Raw genomic sequence first — 16,398 nt, 5'->3', positions numbered from 1 at the left:
ATTTACTCGCGCCGTCCCACTGTCGAGATATGACATCCAAGCTTGCCGTCGTCGGTGCGGGCGGGGCGGGTGCGGCAGCAGCGTACGCACTGCGGGACGCTGCGGTCGAGGTCACTGTCTTCGAGAAGAGCGGCGGCGTCTGTGGCCGCGCCGCAACCCGCCGGAACGACGACTGTACCTACGAGTACGGCGCGAACTACCTCAAGGCCGACGACGAACGCGTCACCGAGCTGGTGACCGAGACCCTCCCGACCGACGGTCTCGTCGACGTCGAAGCGCCGATATACGCCTTCGAACGCGACGGCGAGGTCGGCGAAGGCCGTGACAGCGACGACCACAAGTGGACCTACGAATCCGGCATCACACAGCTGGCAAAGCGGCTGTTCGCCGAAACCGAAGCGACCGTCCACAACGGCGTCAGAGTCGAGACCCTCGACCGCCAGGCCAACGGGTGGCGCGTCCACGACGCCGACGGAATCGACCACGGGCACTACGACGCCCTCCTGCTTACGCCGCCGGCGCCACAGACCGCCGACCTGCTGGGCGAGGCGGACTGGGACCACGACGACTGCCGCGACCTCCGCCAGACCGTCGCCTCGGTCCCGTACCGGACCGTCATCTCCGGGATGCTCCACTACCCGTTCGAACTCGACGTGCCGTGGTACGCCGCCGTCAACAGCGACAAGGCCCACGACATCGGCTGGCTGGCCCGCGAGGAGTGCAAGGCGGGCCACGTCCCCGACGGCGAGTCGCTCCTGCTGGTCCAGATGAACGAGGGCTGGTCGGTCGCGAACTACGACGCGCATCCCGACCGACTACTCGCGGAGATAGCTCAGCGGACCGCCCACTTGCTGGACGACGACAGGCTGACCGACCCCGACTGGACCGACCACCAGCACTGGCGCTACGCCCAGCCAGAAGACACCGTGGACCGCGGGACACTCGCTCCCGCGGCCGACCACGACCTCTACTTCGCCGGCGACTGGGTGGCCGAGGCGCCGCGCCTCCACGCTGCAGTCCGCAACGGACTGGAGGTCGGTGAGACGCTCGCCGAGGAACTCTGAGACGACGCTGTCGCGTATCACACAGATGATTCACAATCGAGAGTCACTCCCCGAGACGGCAGCGCACGCGACCGCGCTGGCCTGCGTCGAGGCCGGCATCGAAGCCGCCCATCCCGAGCGGGTCGTCAGAGCGGCGCTCCAGTTCGGCGGCACGACCCTCGAAATCGGGGCCGAAAGCCACGACCTCTCGACGTACGAGTCGGTGGTGGTCGTCGGTGGCGGGAACGCGGCCGCCCACGTCGCTGCGGTACTCGAAGACATCCTGGGCGAGGCGCTGGACGGCGGTATCGTTGTCACCGACAACCCACAGCCGACGACCGTGGTCGACGTCCGCCCGGCGGCCCATCCGGTCCCGAGTCAGCGGGGCGTCGAGTCCACCGAAGCGCTGCTTGACCGGGCGGCGTCGGTCGGCCCGGAGACACTCGTCCTGGCCGTCGTCACCGGCGGCGGCAGCGCGTGCATGGTTGCCCCGGCGAGTGCCATCAGCCTCGCCGACCTGCAGGCCACGACGAACGCGCTGCTTGCGAGTGGGGCATCCATCCACGAGGTCAACGCCGTCAGAAAACACCTCTCGGAGAACAAGGGCGGCCAGCTCGCCCGCGCTCTCGCCCCGGCTCGCGTCTCCGCGCTCGTCCTCAGCGACGTCGTCGGGGACGACCTCGACGTCGTCGCCAGCGGGCCGCTCGTGGCCGACCCCACGACCTACGTGGACGCCCTCGACGTGCTCGACTCGTACGACGTCACCGTCCCGGAGCCCGTTCGGGAACGACTGGAAGCAGGCGCCGCAGGCTCCATCGACGAGACGCCCGGTCCCGACGACCCGGCGTTCGAAGGAGTCACCACGCATCTCGTGGGCACCAATACGACCGCACTGGCGGCCGCCCGCGAGGCGGCCAGCGAGCGGGGGTACGAGACGCTCGTGCTCTCCTCGCGGATACGGGGCGAGGCCAGGGACGCCGCGCTGGCCCACGTCGCCGTCGCCGAGGAGATGGTCGCAACGGGGAACCCGGTCACGCCACCGGCGGTCGTCCTCTCGGGCGGCGAGACGACCGTCACTGTCGACGGTGAGGGCCGTGGCGGCCCCAACCAGGAGTTCGCCCTCGCCGCCGCGTTGGAACTCCCGTCCGAGGCGGTCTTGGGGGCGGTCGACACGGACGGTATCGACGGCAACACCGACGCCGCGGGGGCGCTCGTCGACGGTTGCCTCGTGACCGACCCCGGGGCTGCCCGACAAGCGCTCGATGACAACGACGCGAACACCTATCTCGGGGAGCGCGGTGCGCTCATCGAAACCGGGCCGACGGGGACGAACGTCAACGACCTCCGGGTGCTCGTCGTCGAGTCGCTCGACTGAGATGGGGTGTCGTGGCTCGAAACACAGCGACGGCCGCGACGGGCTCAGTCGTCCTGGTCTGGCTCGGCGAGCAAGTCCTGCTCGTAGGCCGCGACCGCTCCGACGACGGCGTCGGCGTCCTCGTCGGCCACGTCGAACTCGCCGAGGCTCCGGTACAGGAGCTCGACGGCCCGCTGGATGTGTTCCGGGGTGAACGGGACGTCTATGTGTGCTTCGCGAATCGGCTCCGCGTCGTAGGTCTCCGGCCCGCCGGCGGCCTCACAGAGGAAGTCGGTCTGTGTCTGCCGGAGCTTTGCCAGGTCCGACCCCTCGAAGAACGGGCCGATGTCGTCGTCGGCAAGCAGTCTGTCGTAGAAGTCGTCGACGACGGCGCGGATGCCGTCGTGGCCCCCGAGCCGCTCGTACAGCGTCTCCTGTGCCATGAGCCGACTATAGCGCACGCAGACTAAACGATTCTGAAGCGGACCTGTGCTGTCCCGATAGGCATTAGGGCGGGCGCCGACAGCCACCGATATGGACCACAAGCGGGAGCTGACGAGCGTCGACCTCGCCGCCCTGGAGACGGAGCTGGGCGAGTTCACCGGCGCGAAGCTCGACAAAGCCTATCTCTACGCCGAGGACGACCTCGTGCGGCTCAAGATGCGGGACTTCGACCGGGGCCGCGTCGAGTTCATCATCGAGCTCGGCGACGTGAAGGGCGCGTACGTCGCCGACGCCGACCACGTCCCCGACGCGCCCGGGCGACCGCCCGACTTCGCGATGATGCTCCGAAACCGACTGTCGGGGGCCGACCTCGTTCGTGTCGAACAGTTCGAGTTCGACCGCATCCTCGAACTGGAGTTCTCTCGTGAGGACGGCTCGACGACGGTCGTCGCGGAGCTGTTCGGCGACGGCAACCTCGCTGTGTTGGACGGTCACGGCGACGTCATCGACAGTCTGGAGACGGTACGGCTGAAGTCCCGGACCGTCGCCCCGGGCTCGCAGTACGAATTCCCCTCTGCCCGGTTCAATCCCCTCACGGTCGACTACGACGGGTTCGTCGCGCGGATTCGTGAGTCCGACGCCGACCTCGTGCGGACCCTGGCGACACAGCTCAACTTCGGCGGCCTCTACGGCGAGGAGCTGTGTACGCGGGCCGGTATCGACTACCACGAAGCGGTCGAGGACCTCACCGACGACCAGCTGGAACGGCTGTACGAGGTTGTCTCGGAGTTTGCGGCCGTGCTCCGTGACGGGCCGCTGGACCCGCGGGTCTACTACGAGGACCTGGACGCGACCGACGAGGACGGTGAGCCAGAACGGCGCCGCGTCGACGCCACTCCGGTGGCCTTAGAGGAGTACGACCACCGCTACAGCGAGCCCTTCGAGACGTTCAACGCCGCGCTGGACGACTACTTCTACAACTTCCAGCGCGAGGAGGAGGTCGAGGGCGGCGAGACGACAAAGCCCGACTTCGAGAGCGAGATCTCGAAGTACGAACACATCATCCGCCAGCAACAGGAGGCCATCGAGGACTTCGAGGCCGACGCACAGGCCGAACGGGAGAAGGCCGAACTCCTCTATGCCCGCTACGACCTCGTCGACGACGTGCTCTCGACGGTCCAGAACGCCCGCACCGAGGACGTTCCATGGGACGACATCGAGGCGAAGTTTGCGGAGGGTGCCGACCGCGGTATCCCGGCCGCAGAAGCCGTCGTCGGCGTCGACGGCAGCGAGGGGACGGTGACGTTGGACATCGACGGGACCCGAGTCACGGTCGACGCGGACACCGGCGTCGAGAAGAACGCCGACGAACTGTACAAGGAGGCAAAGCGCATCGAGGGCAAGAAGGAGGGTGCGCTGGCGGCCATCGAGGACACCCGCGAGGACCTCGAAGCGGTCAAAAAACGGCGCGACCAGTGGGAGGCCGACGACGGCGAGGCCGGCGGTGGTGACCAGGCCGACGAGGGCGACGACGAACCGACCGACTGGCTCTCCCAGGCCTCCATCCCCGTCCGGAAGAACGAGCAGTGGTACGAGCAGTTCCGCTGGTTCCGGACCTCCGACGGCTATCTGGTCATCGGCGGCCGTGACGCCGACGACAACGAACAGCTCGTCCAGAAGTATCTCGAACGCGGTGACAAGTTCTTCCACGCGCAGGCCCACGGCGGTCCGGTCACCGTACTCAAGGCCACCGGCCCGAGCGAATCCGCAAAAGAGGTCGACTTCCCGCAGTCCTCGCTGGAGGAGGCCGCCCAGTTTGCCGTCTCCTACAGCTCGGTCTGGAAGGACGGGAAGTTCGCCGGTGACGTCTACATGGTCGACCCCGACCAGGTCTCGAAGACGCCCGAGAGCGGGGAGTATCTGGAGAAGGGCGGCTTCGCGGTGCGTGGCGACCGGACGTACTTCGAGGACACGCCGGTGGGCGTCGCCGTCGGCATCCAGTGTGAGGACCGCACACAGGTCGTCGGCGGTCCACCGGCGGCCATCGAGGGCGACGTCGCCACGAGCATCGTCATCGAGCCAGGCCAGTACGCCCAGAACGACATCGCAAAGCGGCTCTACCGGGAGTTCAAGTCGCGATTCGCCGACGAGAGCTTCGTCCGGAAGGTCGCCAGCCCGGACCTGATTCAGGAGTTCCTGCCGCCGGGCGGGAGCCGGATGGTCGACGAATAGCACGGCTCACGCAGCGTTATATAGTTGCCGGGCGTAGTGTACGTAGGTACAAGACGACGAGCCGTGCGGACAGGGCGACTCGCCGCCGGGTATCGGGAGCCATCATGTTTCAAGAAGCCCTAAACTACCCACGGAACAGCGACAGCGCGGTGAAAAACGTAGCTATCGGCGGCCTGTTGCTCTTCCTGAGCTTCCTCGTCGTCCCGACGTTCTTCGTGCTCGGATACGTCGTCCGCACGTTGCGAACGGTCGTGAACGGCAACGAGGAACCGCCAGCCTTCGACGAGTGGGGTGACCTGTTCGTGGACGGGCTGAAAGCCTTCGCCATCGGACTGGCGTACTCGCTGGTCCCTGCGGTCATCGCTGTCGTCGCCGTCGTCACGAGTGGTGCCACCCTCGGCGTCACCGGGCCTGGCCAGGGCGCTGGCCTCGCGGTCGCGCTCATCGCGCTCGGTGCGCTCGCTCTGTTGACCGTCGTCTCGCTGGTGCTCGCCTACGTCCTCCCCGCGGCCATCGTCGCCTGGGTGCGAACCGATAGCCTCGGGGCGGCGTTCTCGCCGGGCGAGCTCCGCGTGTACGCCTTCAGCAAGACCTACGCCACCGGCTGGGTCGTCGCCGTCGGTATCAGCCTGCTGGCCGGTATCGTCTCGGGCGTGCTCGGTGCCGTCTTCGTCGGTGCGTTGCTGGCACCCTTCATCACGTTCTACGCGAACGTCGCGGGCGCTCACGCCATCGGCTCGGCGGTGCGGGAGATGCCCGCCGTCGAAGACGGCAGTGAGGCGCCCGCCAGCCAGCCCGCGGCCTGACAGGCAGTCCAGCCGTTTGCCCACACACATCTCGTAAATTATATACTATCGACATCTGGATAGTAAGTCGTCTTCGCGGAGATAGGTAGCTGTCTCCAACACCGGGGGCGAGATACACACCGATGGCTCAGGACACGACACCGGATTTCGAGGACGCGATTCGCTACCCGTGGACGGGTGACCGAAACGTAGAGCGGGTCGCTATCGGCGGGTTACTGGGTATGTTTGGCTTCCTGCTCGTCCCGATACTGTTCGTCTACGGCTACAACGTCAGGGTACTCAGAGCGGTGAGCGCCGGTGAGACGGAGACGGCACCGGCGTTCGACGACTGGGGCGAGCTGCTCAACGATGGACTGTCCGCGTTCGTCATCGGCGCCGTCTACTTCGGGGTACCGTTCCTGCTCGTCGCCGTGGGCTGGGTCGCCTCGTTTTTCGTATTCGTCGCGGGTGCCGGTGTCGGGGGCGACGGGGCCGCGGCCGCCGGGGGTCTGCTTGGCTTTTTCGGGCTGTTCGCCGTCCAGCTGCTCGCCGGCGTCCTCTTTCTCGTCGCCGGCTATCTACTGCCCGGCGCGGTCGCGGCGTACGTGCGGACTGACACGCTCGGGGCGGCGTTCTCACCGTCCACGGTCCGGAGTATCGTCACGAATCGAGACTACGCGATAGCGTGGCTGTTCGCGTTCGCTATCAACATGCTCGCTGGGCTCGCGACCAACGTGGCCCTCGTCACTATCGTGGGTATCCTGCTCGTTCCGTTCATCAGTTTCTACGGCCAGGTGGCCTGCACCTACGCTATCGGGCGGGGTATCGCGGCGATTCCGCTCGAGGGTGACAGCGAGGAGACGATGAGTGAGCCCGCGGCCTGACGGCCGCCATTGATTCACCGGTCGGAGACTCAAATTTTATGGGGTGTTCGCCACGATGAGCAATTAGCAACTCTCGCTCGTGGCGCTACGGTCCGAGTGGGCTACCGGGGAAAGCGGTAGGTGATACGAATGTTCGAAGACGCGCTCAAGTATCCGTGGACGGGCGAAGAGAAAGTGAAGACGCTCCTCATCGGTGGCCTGTGTAGTCTCTTCGCCGTGCTAATTATTCCCGGCGTGCTCGCTTTCGGCTATCAGGTCCGAGTCACCAGGCAAGTGAGCCAGGGTGAGACCGAGACGCCGCCGGTGTTCGACGACTGGGGCGGGCTGTTCGTCGACGGTCTCGCCGCGTTTGGAATCATTATCGGCTATATAATCGTCACGGCGCTTCTCTATCTGGCGCTGGCAGTCGCCGTCGCGATTCCGATTGCTCTGGCCGCTGGTCCGACCGCCAGCACCAGTGAGATGTTCCAGGGTGTCGGCGCGGTCCTGGTCCTGGTCGCGGCGCTGGTCGAAGTCGTCGTTATTTTCACCGTTCTGTACCTGCTCCCGGCCGGCCTGGCGGCCTACGCGTATACGGGGAAATTCAGTGCCGCGTTCTCCCCGTCGACGTTGCGAGCGGTCGGGACCGACAGGAGCTACGCTATCGGCGTGCTCGTCGCACTCGGCGTCTCGTTCGTGGCCCAGGCCGCCGGATACGCTGCCCTCTTCACTATCGTCGGTATCCTCCTCGTGCCGGTCATCGGTTTCTACGGGAACGTCGCCAGCGCCTACGCCATCGGCGCCGGTGTGGCGGACACCCCGCTGGTCTCGGAGTCCCGCGACGTTGAGTCGCCGGAGGCCCAGCCCGCGGTCTGAATAGCAGGGCACTTGAGGCCCGGCGGCGGAGTTCGGGTATGCAGATACAGAGCCGGCAGGCCACCGGCGAGGGTCGCGAGCGCGTCGAACTGGTCCCCGAGACGCTCGACGACCTCTGGCATCTCTCCTACATCGTCGAGCCCGGCGACCACGTCTCCGGCGACACCACCCGTCGCATCCAACGCAACGACGACAACCTCCGTGACAAGGGCGGCGAGCGAGAGCCGATGTGGCTGGAAATCGAGGTGACCGACGTGGAGTTCGCGAAGTTCGCCAACCGGCTGCGCGTCGGCGGCGAGATAACCGACTGCTCCCGGGAGGACCAGTTGGGCTTTCACCACACCCTCAACGTCGAGGAACACACCGAACTGACAATCGAGAAACGCTGGAAACCAGACCAGGACGACCGGCTCGAAGAAGCCGTCGAATCCACCGAGAACCCTGACGTGGCCATCGCGACGGTCGAGGAGGGTGAAGCCCACGTCCACACCGTCGCCCAGTACGGGACCGAGGAGCGCGCGACCATCACCTCGACGACGGGCAAGGGCGACTACGCCCGGCCGCGCAACGAACTGTTCGCGGAACTCTCGGACGTCCTGAAACGCCAGGACGTCGACGCCTACATCCTCGCCGGACCGGGCTTTACCAAGCAAGACGCACTGGATTATTTCAGCGACGCGATCCCGGACATCGCCGAACAGATAACCGTCGTCGATACCGCGGCTGTCGGGGACCGCGGCGTCCACGAGGTGCTGAAACGCGGCGCCGTCGAGGACGTCCAGCAACAGACTCGCATCGCCGAGGAGGCCGACCACATCGACGAGCTGATGGCCCGCATCGGCGAGGGAAGCGAGGTGGCATACGGTCCCGAGGAGGTCGCCAAAGCCGCCGACTTCGGCGCCATCGAGACCCTGCTCGTCCTCGACGAGCGGCTCCGGAAGGAGCGGGCCGGGGAGGGCGATTGGGACGTCGACGCGGACCGCATCATCGAGACGACCGAGCAGAAAGGCGGGTCGGTGACGGTCTTCTCGGCCGAGTTCGCCCCCGGCGAGCAGCTCGCGAACCTCGGCGGTATCGCCGCGTTGCTCAGGTACCGGCTCGAGTGAGCGTCCGTCCGAGGACGGCGGTTCGAAGTATCGATTCTGGTAATCGTCCGGACCATTTTTTATACTGTTACCGAGTAATAGCAGACAATTGGGGGGCCACGATACCATGTCATTCGAAGAACAGCAGGATTTCGCGAGGCAGGTCGCGGACCTCAACAAGTACGGGCAAGCACTCAACCGGTGTGAGTCCGTCGAAGAGGTCGTCTCGCTGACGCTGGAAGCGATGTCGCTGCTGTTCCAGTTCTCCTACTCCACGTTCATCGAGGTCCGCGAGGGAGAGCTCGAAGTGGTCCACAGCACGAATCCGCGGCTGACACAGGGCGGCAAACCCGGCCCCGTCGCCAGAGAGGCCTTCGAAACAGGCGAGACCGTCGTCACCACGGGGGCCGATGCCGGTCTGGACGGGAACTCAGACGTGACCGCGACGCTCGCAGTCCCGGCACAGGTCGGCGGCGAGGTGACCGCGATTCTGGTGACTCGCTCGACCTCCGTGGATACGTTCGGCGAGGAGTACAGCCGTCCACTGGAGATTCTGGCCTCCCACGCGGCCACGGCTATCAGTAACATTCGCTCGCGCGAACGCCTCGAGCGAGCGCGCCAGGACCTCGAGACGCGCAAGGAGATGATAGAGATGTACGACCGCCTGCTACGGCACGACCTGGGGAACGACCTCCAGATTATCGCCGGCTTCGCAGACGCAGTGGCGGGCGAGGTCGAGGGCCAGACCGCCGACTACGTCGGCAAGATACAGCGGGCCGCCGAGAGCTCCGCCGACCTCATCGAACGGGTCGGCAACCTCGTGAGCACGCTCGAAGAGCAAGACGAGCCCGAACCCCGGGACCTCAGGTCGATTCTCGAGGCGACGGTCACCGAGGTCGACGCGAATTTCTCGGAGCTGACGATCGATTTCGACCCCGAGACCGCCGACTACCGCGTCTACAGCGGCGAACTGCTCGACTCCGTGTTCACGAACCTCCTCTCGAATGCCGCCGTCCACAACGACGAGCCGGTCAAGATGGACATCTCGGTCGTCGAGACGGGTAACGACGCCATCCTCGTCGTGTTCGCGGACGACGGCAAGGGCGTCCCCGAATCCATCCGCGCGGAGATATTCGAGATGGGTGCGAAGGGGCCCGACAGCTCCGGAACTGGGTTCGGGCTGGGCTTCGTCCGCGCGCTCACGGAGTCCTATGGCGGCGGGGTGACGGTGGGCGAGAGCGAGATGGGCGGGGCGGAGTTCCGCGTGACGCTCCAGCGTGCGTGAGCCTCAGACGCTCTCGACCGTCATCGAGAGGCCGTCCTCGGCGAAGCGAACGTCGCCGTCGTACTCTTCACCCAGCGAGGCTAGCATCTCCTCGTGGCGCCCCTCGGTGTGGGGGTACAGATGGGTCAGGTAGACGCGGCCGAGGTCGGCGTCGGCCGCCGATAGGGCGCGCCCGAGGCTCGTCGGCGTGGGGTGGTTCGAGACGTCGACGTCGTCGGGAAAGGAGCAGTCGTGGGCGAAGACGGCGGCGCCGTCGGCGAACTCGACGAGTTCCGGAAACGCCTCGGAGTCGCCGCTGAGCGCGACGGTGGGCCCGCCGGCCGATGGCGTGAGCCGATAGGCGAAACACTGCATCGAGTGGCGGGTCTCCAGCCACTCGGCGTCGAAGCTGGCAAGCGTTATCGTCGGGTCGTCGATGTCGACCAGCCGAAGGTCGAGGCGCTCTTGCATGTACTCGTGGACCGACAGCAGCTCCTCGACGAGCGCGGTCGTGCCGGGCGGCCCGGCGATTGTCAGGTCGGTCTCGCCGGCCAGCCAGCGCGCTTTCATGAGTACGTCGAGGTCCGAAACGTGGTCGAGATGGTGGTGGGTCAACAGGACGGTGTCGACGCCCTCGTATCCCGTGTCGGTTCGTGCGAGCGCGTCGAGTACGCCGCTACCACAGTCGACCAGCAGGGCGCCCGCGTCGGTTTCGAGCAGTGTCCCGGACTGCGCTCGGCTACCGGTGGGCAACGCGGCCCCTGTCCCCAGGAAGGTGAGTCGCATAGCTCGGCTACGGGGGGGAGGGCCAAATTGGTTGGTGCGCCAGCGGGGCGGTAGAGTGGATGGCCGTCGCGGGGCTGGCAGGACACGTGGGCAGTCGTGTCGGTCGACGGCCTGTCTATGGCTACGGTCGGGCGTATCAAAAGCCAACCGTAGAGTCAAAAAACGCTTTTAGCGACCGAAAGGCGGGCTCACGAGGTGTAGGCCCACGTCACGCCGACGACGGCGATGACCAGCAGGCCGCCGAGGAAGAACGCGACGCCCGGTTCGAGGTCGAACCCGCCGCCGCTCGCGACGGCCGTCGCAGTATCTGTTGCCTCCTGGGCCATCTCGACCGGTGTGGACGGCTCAGCGTCCGGTGTCGGCGTCTCGGTCGGCTGCTCGTTGGTCTCCATGATTTCCACGCCACCACCGCCGTCAGTCGGCTCCGGGGCTTCGGTCGATTCCGCTCCCGATTGGGGCCCGTCCGAGTCTGGGTCCGGGGTCGACTCAGTGGTGTTCGTCGTCTCGTTGGCGCCGCCGGTGCCACCACTGACCTCGGGTTCGGTGCCGGACCCAGTGGGACTCTCGGGCGAACCGAAAAGCCCCGGAATCGTCCCGAAGACGGCCTGCACCATGACGCTCGCCGCCGTGAGCAGGCCGATAGCAGGGACCAGTCGCTCGACCAGCGACCGCAGCGTGCGCTTGCGGTCCGGCGTCCCGACGAAGACGACGAGTGGGTCCTCCGGCGGCTCGTACACCGTCATCTCCTGGCCCTTCTCTGAGTACTGGGTGCCGGCGACCGCGATGAGCTCCTCGCTCTCTAGCTTCTCCAGGTGGTAGGAGACCTTCTGGATGGACATATCGAGGCGGTCGGCCAGTTCGGAGGGCGTCCCGGGCTCGTCGTAGACGGCGTTGAGGATGTCGCGAGCAGTCTCCGAGGAGAGTGCGTCGAGGACGGCGTCGATGTCCTCGTCGACACCGACGACCTGTAACTCACCGTCCTGTGAGTCGCTCGTGTCGGGGCCGCGGGAGGGCAGGAGAGACATATCGCAGTCAGGAACGGCCAGCGTAATGAATTTCGTGGAGACGGCAGTCGGAGTTCGACCGCCACCACGTGCGGAACCCACTTGTCTGTCCGGGCCAACCTCTATCCAGACGATGGACCCGCGCGAGCGCCTCGCCGCCACCGACCCCGCCTTCGACGCGGCGTCGGTCGATATCGGCGACGCCGACGTGCTCGAACGGCTCGCGCCGGTGGTCGCGGAGTGGTGGGTCGAGCAGTTCGGCGAGTTCGTCCCCGACAACGGCGGCTTCTTTACGCCGCCCCAGACGGAGGCGATTCCGCTCATCCACGAGGGGACGAACGCACTGGTCTGTGCCCCGACCGGCTCCGGGAAGACGCTCGCTTCCTTCACCGCCATTATCAACGAGCTGTTTACGAAGGCTCGCGAGGAAAGCCTCGACAACAGTGTCTACTGTCTGTACGTCTCGCCGCTGAAGTCACTGGCCAACGACATCCACCGGAACCTGACGGTCCCGCTCGAAGGCATCACGGGCAAGCTGGACGAACGGGGCGAGTCCGTCGAGATTCGCCACGCCATCCGCCACGGCGACACGAGCAGCGCCGACCGGCAGGCGATGCTGGAGACGACGCCGCACATCCTCAACACGACCCCGGAGACGCTGGCGATACTGCTGAACTCGCCGAAGTTTCAGAAGAAACTCGAGACGGTGGAGTACGTCGTCGTCGACGAGATTCACAGCCTGGCGGAGAACAAACGCGGTACCCACCTCTCGGTGTCCCTGGAGCGACTCGAACAGATGGCCGAGGGGTCGCCTACGCGAATCGGCTGTTCGGCGACGGTCGAACCGCTGGAGACGGTCGCGGAGTTCCTCGTGGGTCGCGAGGAGCCCGGTGGGGACCCCAGGCCCTACGAGATCGTCGACACCCGCTTCGTCCGGGACCTGGACGTCGAACTCTCCTGTCCGACCGACGACCTCATCGACACGCCCAGCAGCGTCGTCACCGACCGGTTCTACCGCCAGCTCCACGACCAGGTCCAGGACCACACGAACACGCTCGTGTTCACGAACACCCGCTCGGGTGCCGAACGGGTCCTCCAGAACCTCCGGGAGCGGTACGACGACTACGACCAGGATAACTCGGGCTGTCACCACGGCTCGCTCTCGAAGGACAAACGCCACGAGATAGAGGGCGCGTTGAAAGCGGGCGAGCTGGACGTGGTGACGACCTCGACGAGCCTCGAACTCGGCATCGATATGCCCTACATCGACCTGGTCGTGCAGGTCGGCTCGCCCAAATCCGTCGCCGCACTGCTCCAGCGCGTCGGCCGTGCCGGCCACCAGCTCGGTGAGACCGTCGAGGGGCGTGTCGTCGCACTGGACCGCGACGAACTGATAGAGTGTGCGGTGATGCTGGGGAAGGCCACCGACGGCTTCGTTGACCGGGTGTTCATCCCGGAGAACGCCCAGGACGTCGCAACCCAGCACGTCTACGGGATGGCTATCAATCAGGTCCGGCCCGAAGCCGAGGTCAGGGGTATCCTCGAACGCGCGTATCCCTACCGCAACTACACGGACGAACAGTGGGAACAGCTCTGTCGGTATCTCACCGCCGACTACCCCGGGATGGAGGACAGGAACGTCTACGCGAAGATATGGCGCGACACCAACGACCCGCCCGACGGCGAGTACCATTATGACGAGTACGACGTGGGCGAACCCCTCGTCGGCAAGCGCGGGCGGCTGGCGCGGGTCATCTACATGACCAACATCGGGACCATCCCTGACTCCTTTACCTGCGACGTCATCACCCGCAGCGGGGACGAGTGGGTCGGGCAACTGGACGAGTCCTATCTCGACAAACTCGAAAAGGGCGACGTCTTCGTCCTGGGCGGGTCGAACTACGAGTACCGGTACCGGCGCGGCTCGAAGGTGTACGTCGACCCGACGGCGGCCCGGCCGAACGTCCCCTCGTGGTTCTCCGAGCGGCTCCCGCTCTCGTATGACCTGGGCCGGGAGATACTACAGTTCCAGCGTGACCTGCTCACAAAGCTCGAAGCGGGCGGCCTCTCGGAGGTCCGCAACTGGCTCAGAACCTTCCCGCTGGACGAGAACTCGGTCCGTGCTATCGCGCGGATGTTCCGCGAACAGGTCGCCTACGCCGGCGCCGAGAGCGTCGCGACGGACGAACGGCTCGTCGTCGAGGAGGCGATGGACCACGACGAGTACGAACGCCACTACCACGTCCACTCCAACTACGGCCGGCGGTTCAACGACGGCTTCTCGCGCCTGCTTGCCTACCGAATCGCCCAGGCCGCCAACGCCAACGTCCAGGTCGCCGTCGCCGACAACGGTTTCACCCTCTCGATGCCGCTCAACCGGAAGGTCGACATCAAGCGCATCATACGGGACATCGACCCCGTCGACGTCCGGGCGGACCTGCGGGCGGCCCTTTCCGGCACGGACCTGCTCCAGCGGTACTTCCGTATCAACGCCACGCGCTCGCTGATGATTCTCAAGCGGTACAAGGGGTACGAGAAATCCGCGAGCGAACAGCAGGTCTCCGCGGAGATGCTACTTGGCTTCGCCGAAGACCTCGGCGACTTCGCCGTCGTCGAGGAGACCTACCGCGAGATTCTCCAGGACAAGCTCAACGTCGCCGCTATCGAGGACGTGCTGACCGATATCGAGCGAGGAACGGTCGCGGTGAGGACGATTCGCGTGGATTCGCCGTCGCCGCGCGCGTTCGGGCTGGCGACCCTGTTGGCCAGCGACGTGGTGCTGGCCGAGGACGAGTCCGCCGTGCTCGCGGAGTTTCACCGCCGGGTGATGGACGAGATCGAGGACGACGACGCCGTCGCAGTGGACGACTGAGTTCGGTCTGTGCGGTTCCTATCTTACTGGTGACAAAAGTGATTGTGCGGGGCCTCGAACAGTGAATCGATGGCACATCACACACACGAAGACCGCGACCCGCCCGAAGCCGGGCACGTCCACGAGTGGGTCGACGAGTCGGTCGACGCCCGCGACGACTGGGCGCGCCGGCGCCGCAAGGACATTCCGAACGACAAGCGACTGTTCGTCCTCGCCTGTATGGACGAGCGCATCCCGGTCGAGGAGGTGCTGGGCCTCGAACTCGGTGATGCGCACGTCTTCCGTAACGCCGGTGGCAAGGTCACCGACGACGTCGTCCGGTCGGCCGCGCTGACGCTCCAGTTCTTCGACACCGAGGAGATAATCGTCGTCAACCACACCGACTGCGGGATGATGAGTGCCGCGGACGAGGACGTCGTCGGCGGCCTGGAAGCCACTGTGGGCGGCGAGATGGACGACGTGGACCTCGACCCGGCGCTGCCCGATTTGAACATCGGTGACGCGTCAATCGCCGAGTGGGTTCGCATGACCGACGACATCGACGAGGCCTGTACGGCACAGGTCGCGTATCTGGCGGACCACCCGCTGATTCCGGACGACGTCACGGTGACTGGCTACGTCTACGAGGTCGAAAGCGGCCACTTGCGTCGACCGGGCGAACGAATCGGTGAGGAAATCAGCGAACGAGTGTAAGGCACCGCGCAGGGCCGCCGGATAGCAACTGCGGGAGACCAGGACCGTTCTGCATCGGCAGGATGTGGCTGGGGGCTTAATTCATCGAGTCGTCGCCCATCGTCTCGGTGCCCATCTCGTTGCCGTCGTTCATGCCGCCGCCGTCCATGGATTCGTGGGGTGTCAGCGTCACCCGGATGACGTTGCTCACGTCGGGGTAGCTGTAGCCGTCGTCGACATCGTTGAGTCGCCGGACGACACCGCCCTCGTCGCCGCCCTGGGTCGCGCTGTCCTGTGCGGGCGCCTGGTCCGGCCCCTGACCGGGCTCGCCGTTGGGTTCTGTCCCGGCGTCCCAGAGGTAGACGCTGTCGGTCACGTCGTCGTCCACCGGCTCGCCCTCCTCGGGCCAGAGCGGGATGCCGCCCGCCCCGGGCGAGATGAAGATGTCGTTCGACGGGACGAACATACTCGCGAAGGAGAGCTTCTGGCCGGGCGTGGCCTGTACGTCGAACTCGAAGGCGCCACCGGGGGCGATGGGCGGTGCGCCGGGCACCTCGCCCATCGGGTCGTTCGGGTCCGCGACGGTGTTCTCGGGTGTGTAGGCCCCCGAGTGAGCGACGGTGCCGCTCATACCGTTGTCCATCGACTCACTGTCGTCCATCGAGTCGCCGTCGTCACCCATGCCGTCGTTCATGCCGCCGAGCTCGTCCACGAGGCCCGGTTCGCCCTCGAAGCCCGTCGGCGGCCCGGCCTCGGCCAGCGCTTCGAGGCCGATAGAGGCGGCCTCGCCTTCCGTGAAGATGGGGTTGTCACCGGAGTGGACCGCGTAGGCGCCGGGCGTTATCCAGATCCCGCCGCCGGTGTGGCTGTCTGCGCCGTAGAAATCCGAGGGCGCGACGTTCTCGATGCGGACGGTGACGGTCCGCTGTTCCATCATGCCGTCCTCGGTCATCTGATCGTCCATCGTCCCCGCTTCGGTCATGTTCTCGGCAGTCCCGGTCGTGGTGCCACTACCCCCGGTGTCGCCGCTACAGCCGGCGAGGGCGAGCGCGGCCGCGCTCCCCGTCGCGGCGATAAATTTCCGTCGAGTCGAACTGTCTGACATTGCGTCTGGGCCC

At 66.2% G+C, this 16,398-nt stretch carries 14 protein-coding genes; 10 read left to right on the top strand and 4 right to left on the bottom strand.

Annotated features, from left to right (window positions below; translation table 11 throughout):
• The first annotated feature begins 29 nt into the window (after positions 1-29).
• A complete protein-coding gene (locus EGD98_RS07120; RefSeq protein ID WP_220587648.1) occupies positions 30-1,064 on the top strand; it encodes an NAD(P)/FAD-dependent oxidoreductase in 1,035 nt (344 codons plus the stop codon).
• A gap of 25 nt (positions 1,065-1,089) precedes the next feature.
• Complete coding sequence (locus EGD98_RS07115; RefSeq protein WP_220587647.1) at positions 1,090-2,418, top strand: glycerate kinase type-2 family protein; 1,329 nt, start codon at positions 1,090-1,092, stop codon at positions 2,416-2,418.
• 44 nt (positions 2,419-2,462) lie between these two features.
• Here the strand turns inward: EGD98_RS07115 and EGD98_RS07110 are convergent, their stop codons facing one another.
• Positions 2,463-2,840 (bottom strand): truncated hemoglobin, encoded by a 378-nt coding sequence (locus EGD98_RS07110; protein WP_220587646.1) that lies wholly within the window; start codon positions 2,838-2,840, stop codon positions 2,463-2,465.
• Positions 2,841-2,931: 91 nt separating this feature from the next.
• Here EGD98_RS07110 and rqcH point away from each other — a divergent pair, with 91 nt between their 5' ends.
• The 6 genes from rqcH to EGD98_RS07080 all read left to right on the top strand — a co-directional run bounded on the left by rqcH (position 2,932) and on the right by EGD98_RS07080 (position 9,967).
• The gene (rqcH, locus tag EGD98_RS07105) at positions 2,932-5,073 is read left to right on the top strand and encodes a ribosome rescue protein RqcH (protein ID WP_220587645.1); all 2,142 of its coding nucleotides are present in this window, start codon (positions 2,932-2,934) and stop codon (positions 5,071-5,073) included.
• A 104-nt stretch (positions 5,074-5,177) separates the two neighbouring features.
• A complete protein-coding gene (locus tag EGD98_RS07100) occupies positions 5,178-5,879 on the top strand; it encodes a DUF4013 domain-containing protein (RefSeq protein WP_220587644.1) in 702 nt (233 codons plus the stop codon).
• A 122-nt stretch (positions 5,880-6,001) separates the two neighbouring features.
• The gene (locus tag EGD98_RS07095; protein WP_220587643.1) at positions 6,002-6,742 is read left to right on the top strand and encodes a DUF4013 domain-containing protein; all 741 of its coding nucleotides are present in this window, start codon (positions 6,002-6,004) and stop codon (positions 6,740-6,742) included.
• Between the two features lie 129 nt (positions 6,743-6,871).
• Positions 6,872-7,597 (top strand): DUF4013 domain-containing protein, encoded by a 726-nt coding sequence (locus tag EGD98_RS07090; RefSeq protein WP_220587642.1) that lies wholly within the window; start codon positions 6,872-6,874, stop codon positions 7,595-7,597.
• A 38-nt stretch (positions 7,598-7,635) separates the two neighbouring features.
• Positions 7,636-8,703, top strand: coding sequence for an mRNA surveillance protein pelota (locus EGD98_RS07085; RefSeq protein WP_220587641.1), 1,068 nt, complete (start codon positions 7,636-7,638; stop codon positions 8,701-8,703).
• A gap of 106 nt (positions 8,704-8,809) precedes the next feature.
• Positions 8,810-9,967 (top strand): sensor histidine kinase, encoded by a 1,158-nt coding sequence (locus EGD98_RS07080; RefSeq protein WP_220587640.1) that lies wholly within the window; start codon positions 8,810-8,812, stop codon positions 9,965-9,967.
• A 3-nt stretch (positions 9,968-9,970) separates the two neighbouring features.
• Here EGD98_RS07080 and EGD98_RS07075 read toward each other — a convergent pair whose 3' ends face one another.
• Together EGD98_RS07075 and EGD98_RS07070 are read right to left on the bottom strand one after the other, a co-directional pair.
• The gene (locus tag EGD98_RS07075; RefSeq protein WP_220587639.1) at positions 9,971-10,732 is read right to left on the bottom strand and encodes an MBL fold metallo-hydrolase; all 762 of its coding nucleotides are present in this window, start codon (positions 10,730-10,732) and stop codon (positions 9,971-9,973) included.
• A gap of 188 nt (positions 10,733-10,920) precedes the next feature.
• Positions 10,921-11,757: a helix-turn-helix domain-containing protein gene (locus EGD98_RS07070; protein WP_220587638.1), complete on the bottom strand. Its 837-nt coding sequence runs from the start codon at positions 11,755-11,757 to the stop codon at positions 10,921-10,923.
• 112 nt (positions 11,758-11,869) lie between these two features.
• Between EGD98_RS07070 and EGD98_RS07065 the strand changes: the two genes are divergently transcribed.
• Positions 11,870-14,608 (top strand): ATP-dependent helicase, encoded by a 2,739-nt coding sequence (locus EGD98_RS07065; protein ID WP_220587637.1) that lies wholly within the window; start codon positions 11,870-11,872, stop codon positions 14,606-14,608.
• Between the two features lie 69 nt (positions 14,609-14,677).
• Positions 14,678-15,301, top strand: coding sequence for a beta-class carbonic anhydrase (locus EGD98_RS07060; RefSeq protein WP_220587636.1), 624 nt, complete (start codon positions 14,678-14,680; stop codon positions 15,299-15,301).
• Between the two features lie 76 nt (positions 15,302-15,377).
• On the opposite strand, the gene EGD98_RS07055 is transcribed toward EGD98_RS07060, so the two are convergent.
• Positions 15,378-16,385 (bottom strand): spondin domain-containing protein, encoded by a 1,008-nt coding sequence (locus tag EGD98_RS07055; RefSeq protein ID WP_220587635.1) that lies wholly within the window; start codon positions 16,383-16,385, stop codon positions 15,378-15,380.
• Positions 16,386-16,398 lie beyond the last annotated feature (13 nt).

The sequence above is a fragment of the Haloarcula salinisoli genome, assembly GCF_019599405.1.
Lineage (GTDB): Archaea > Halobacteriota > Halobacteria > Halobacteriales > Haloarculaceae > Haloarcula > Haloarcula salinisoli.
Note: the sequence above shows the minus strand (reverse complement) of the source record. Positions and strands in the feature narration are given on the sequence as shown.

What these genes read in the sequence shown, in the direction of transcription:
- EGD98_RS07060 (WP_220587636.1), top strand. Translation starts at nt 14,678, where the DNA reads ATGGCACATCACACACACGAAGACCGCGACCCGCCCGAAGCCGGGCAC.
- EGD98_RS07090 (WP_220587642.1), top strand. Translation starts at nt 6,872, where the DNA reads ATGTTCGAAGACGCGCTCAAGTATCCGTGGACGGGCGAAGAGAAAGTG.
- EGD98_RS07085 (WP_220587641.1), top strand. Translation starts at nt 7,636, where the DNA reads ATGCAGATACAGAGCCGGCAGGCCACCGGCGAGGGTCGCGAGCGCGTC.
- EGD98_RS07080 (WP_220587640.1), top strand. Translation starts at nt 8,810, where the DNA reads ATGTCATTCGAAGAACAGCAGGATTTCGCGAGGCAGGTCGCGGACCTC.
- EGD98_RS07055 (WP_220587635.1), bottom strand. Translation starts at nt 16,385, where the DNA reads ATGTCAGACAGTTCGACTCGACGGAAATTTATCGCCGCGACGGGGAGC.
- EGD98_RS07110 (WP_220587646.1), bottom strand. Translation starts at nt 2,840, where the DNA reads ATGGCACAGGAGACGCTGTACGAGCGGCTCGGGGGCCACGACGGCATC.
- EGD98_RS07095 (WP_220587643.1), top strand. Translation starts at nt 6,002, where the DNA reads ATGGCTCAGGACACGACACCGGATTTCGAGGACGCGATTCGCTACCCG.
- EGD98_RS07115 (WP_220587647.1), top strand. Translation starts at nt 1,090, where the DNA reads ATGATTCACAATCGAGAGTCACTCCCCGAGACGGCAGCGCACGCGACC.
- EGD98_RS07120 (WP_220587648.1), top strand. Translation starts at nt 30, where the DNA reads ATGACATCCAAGCTTGCCGTCGTCGGTGCGGGCGGGGCGGGTGCGGCA.
- EGD98_RS07100 (WP_220587644.1), top strand. Translation starts at nt 5,178, where the DNA reads ATGTTTCAAGAAGCCCTAAACTACCCACGGAACAGCGACAGCGCGGTG.
- EGD98_RS07075 (WP_220587639.1), bottom strand. Translation starts at nt 10,732, where the DNA reads ATGCGACTCACCTTCCTGGGGACAGGGGCCGCGTTGCCCACCGGTAGC.
- rqcH (WP_220587645.1), top strand. Translation starts at nt 2,932, where the DNA reads ATGGACCACAAGCGGGAGCTGACGAGCGTCGACCTCGCCGCCCTGGAG.
- EGD98_RS07065 (WP_220587637.1), top strand. Translation starts at nt 11,870, where the DNA reads ATGGACCCGCGCGAGCGCCTCGCCGCCACCGACCCCGCCTTCGACGCG.
- EGD98_RS07070 (WP_220587638.1), bottom strand. Translation starts at nt 11,757, where the DNA reads ATGTCTCTCCTGCCCTCCCGCGGCCCCGACACGAGCGACTCACAGGAC.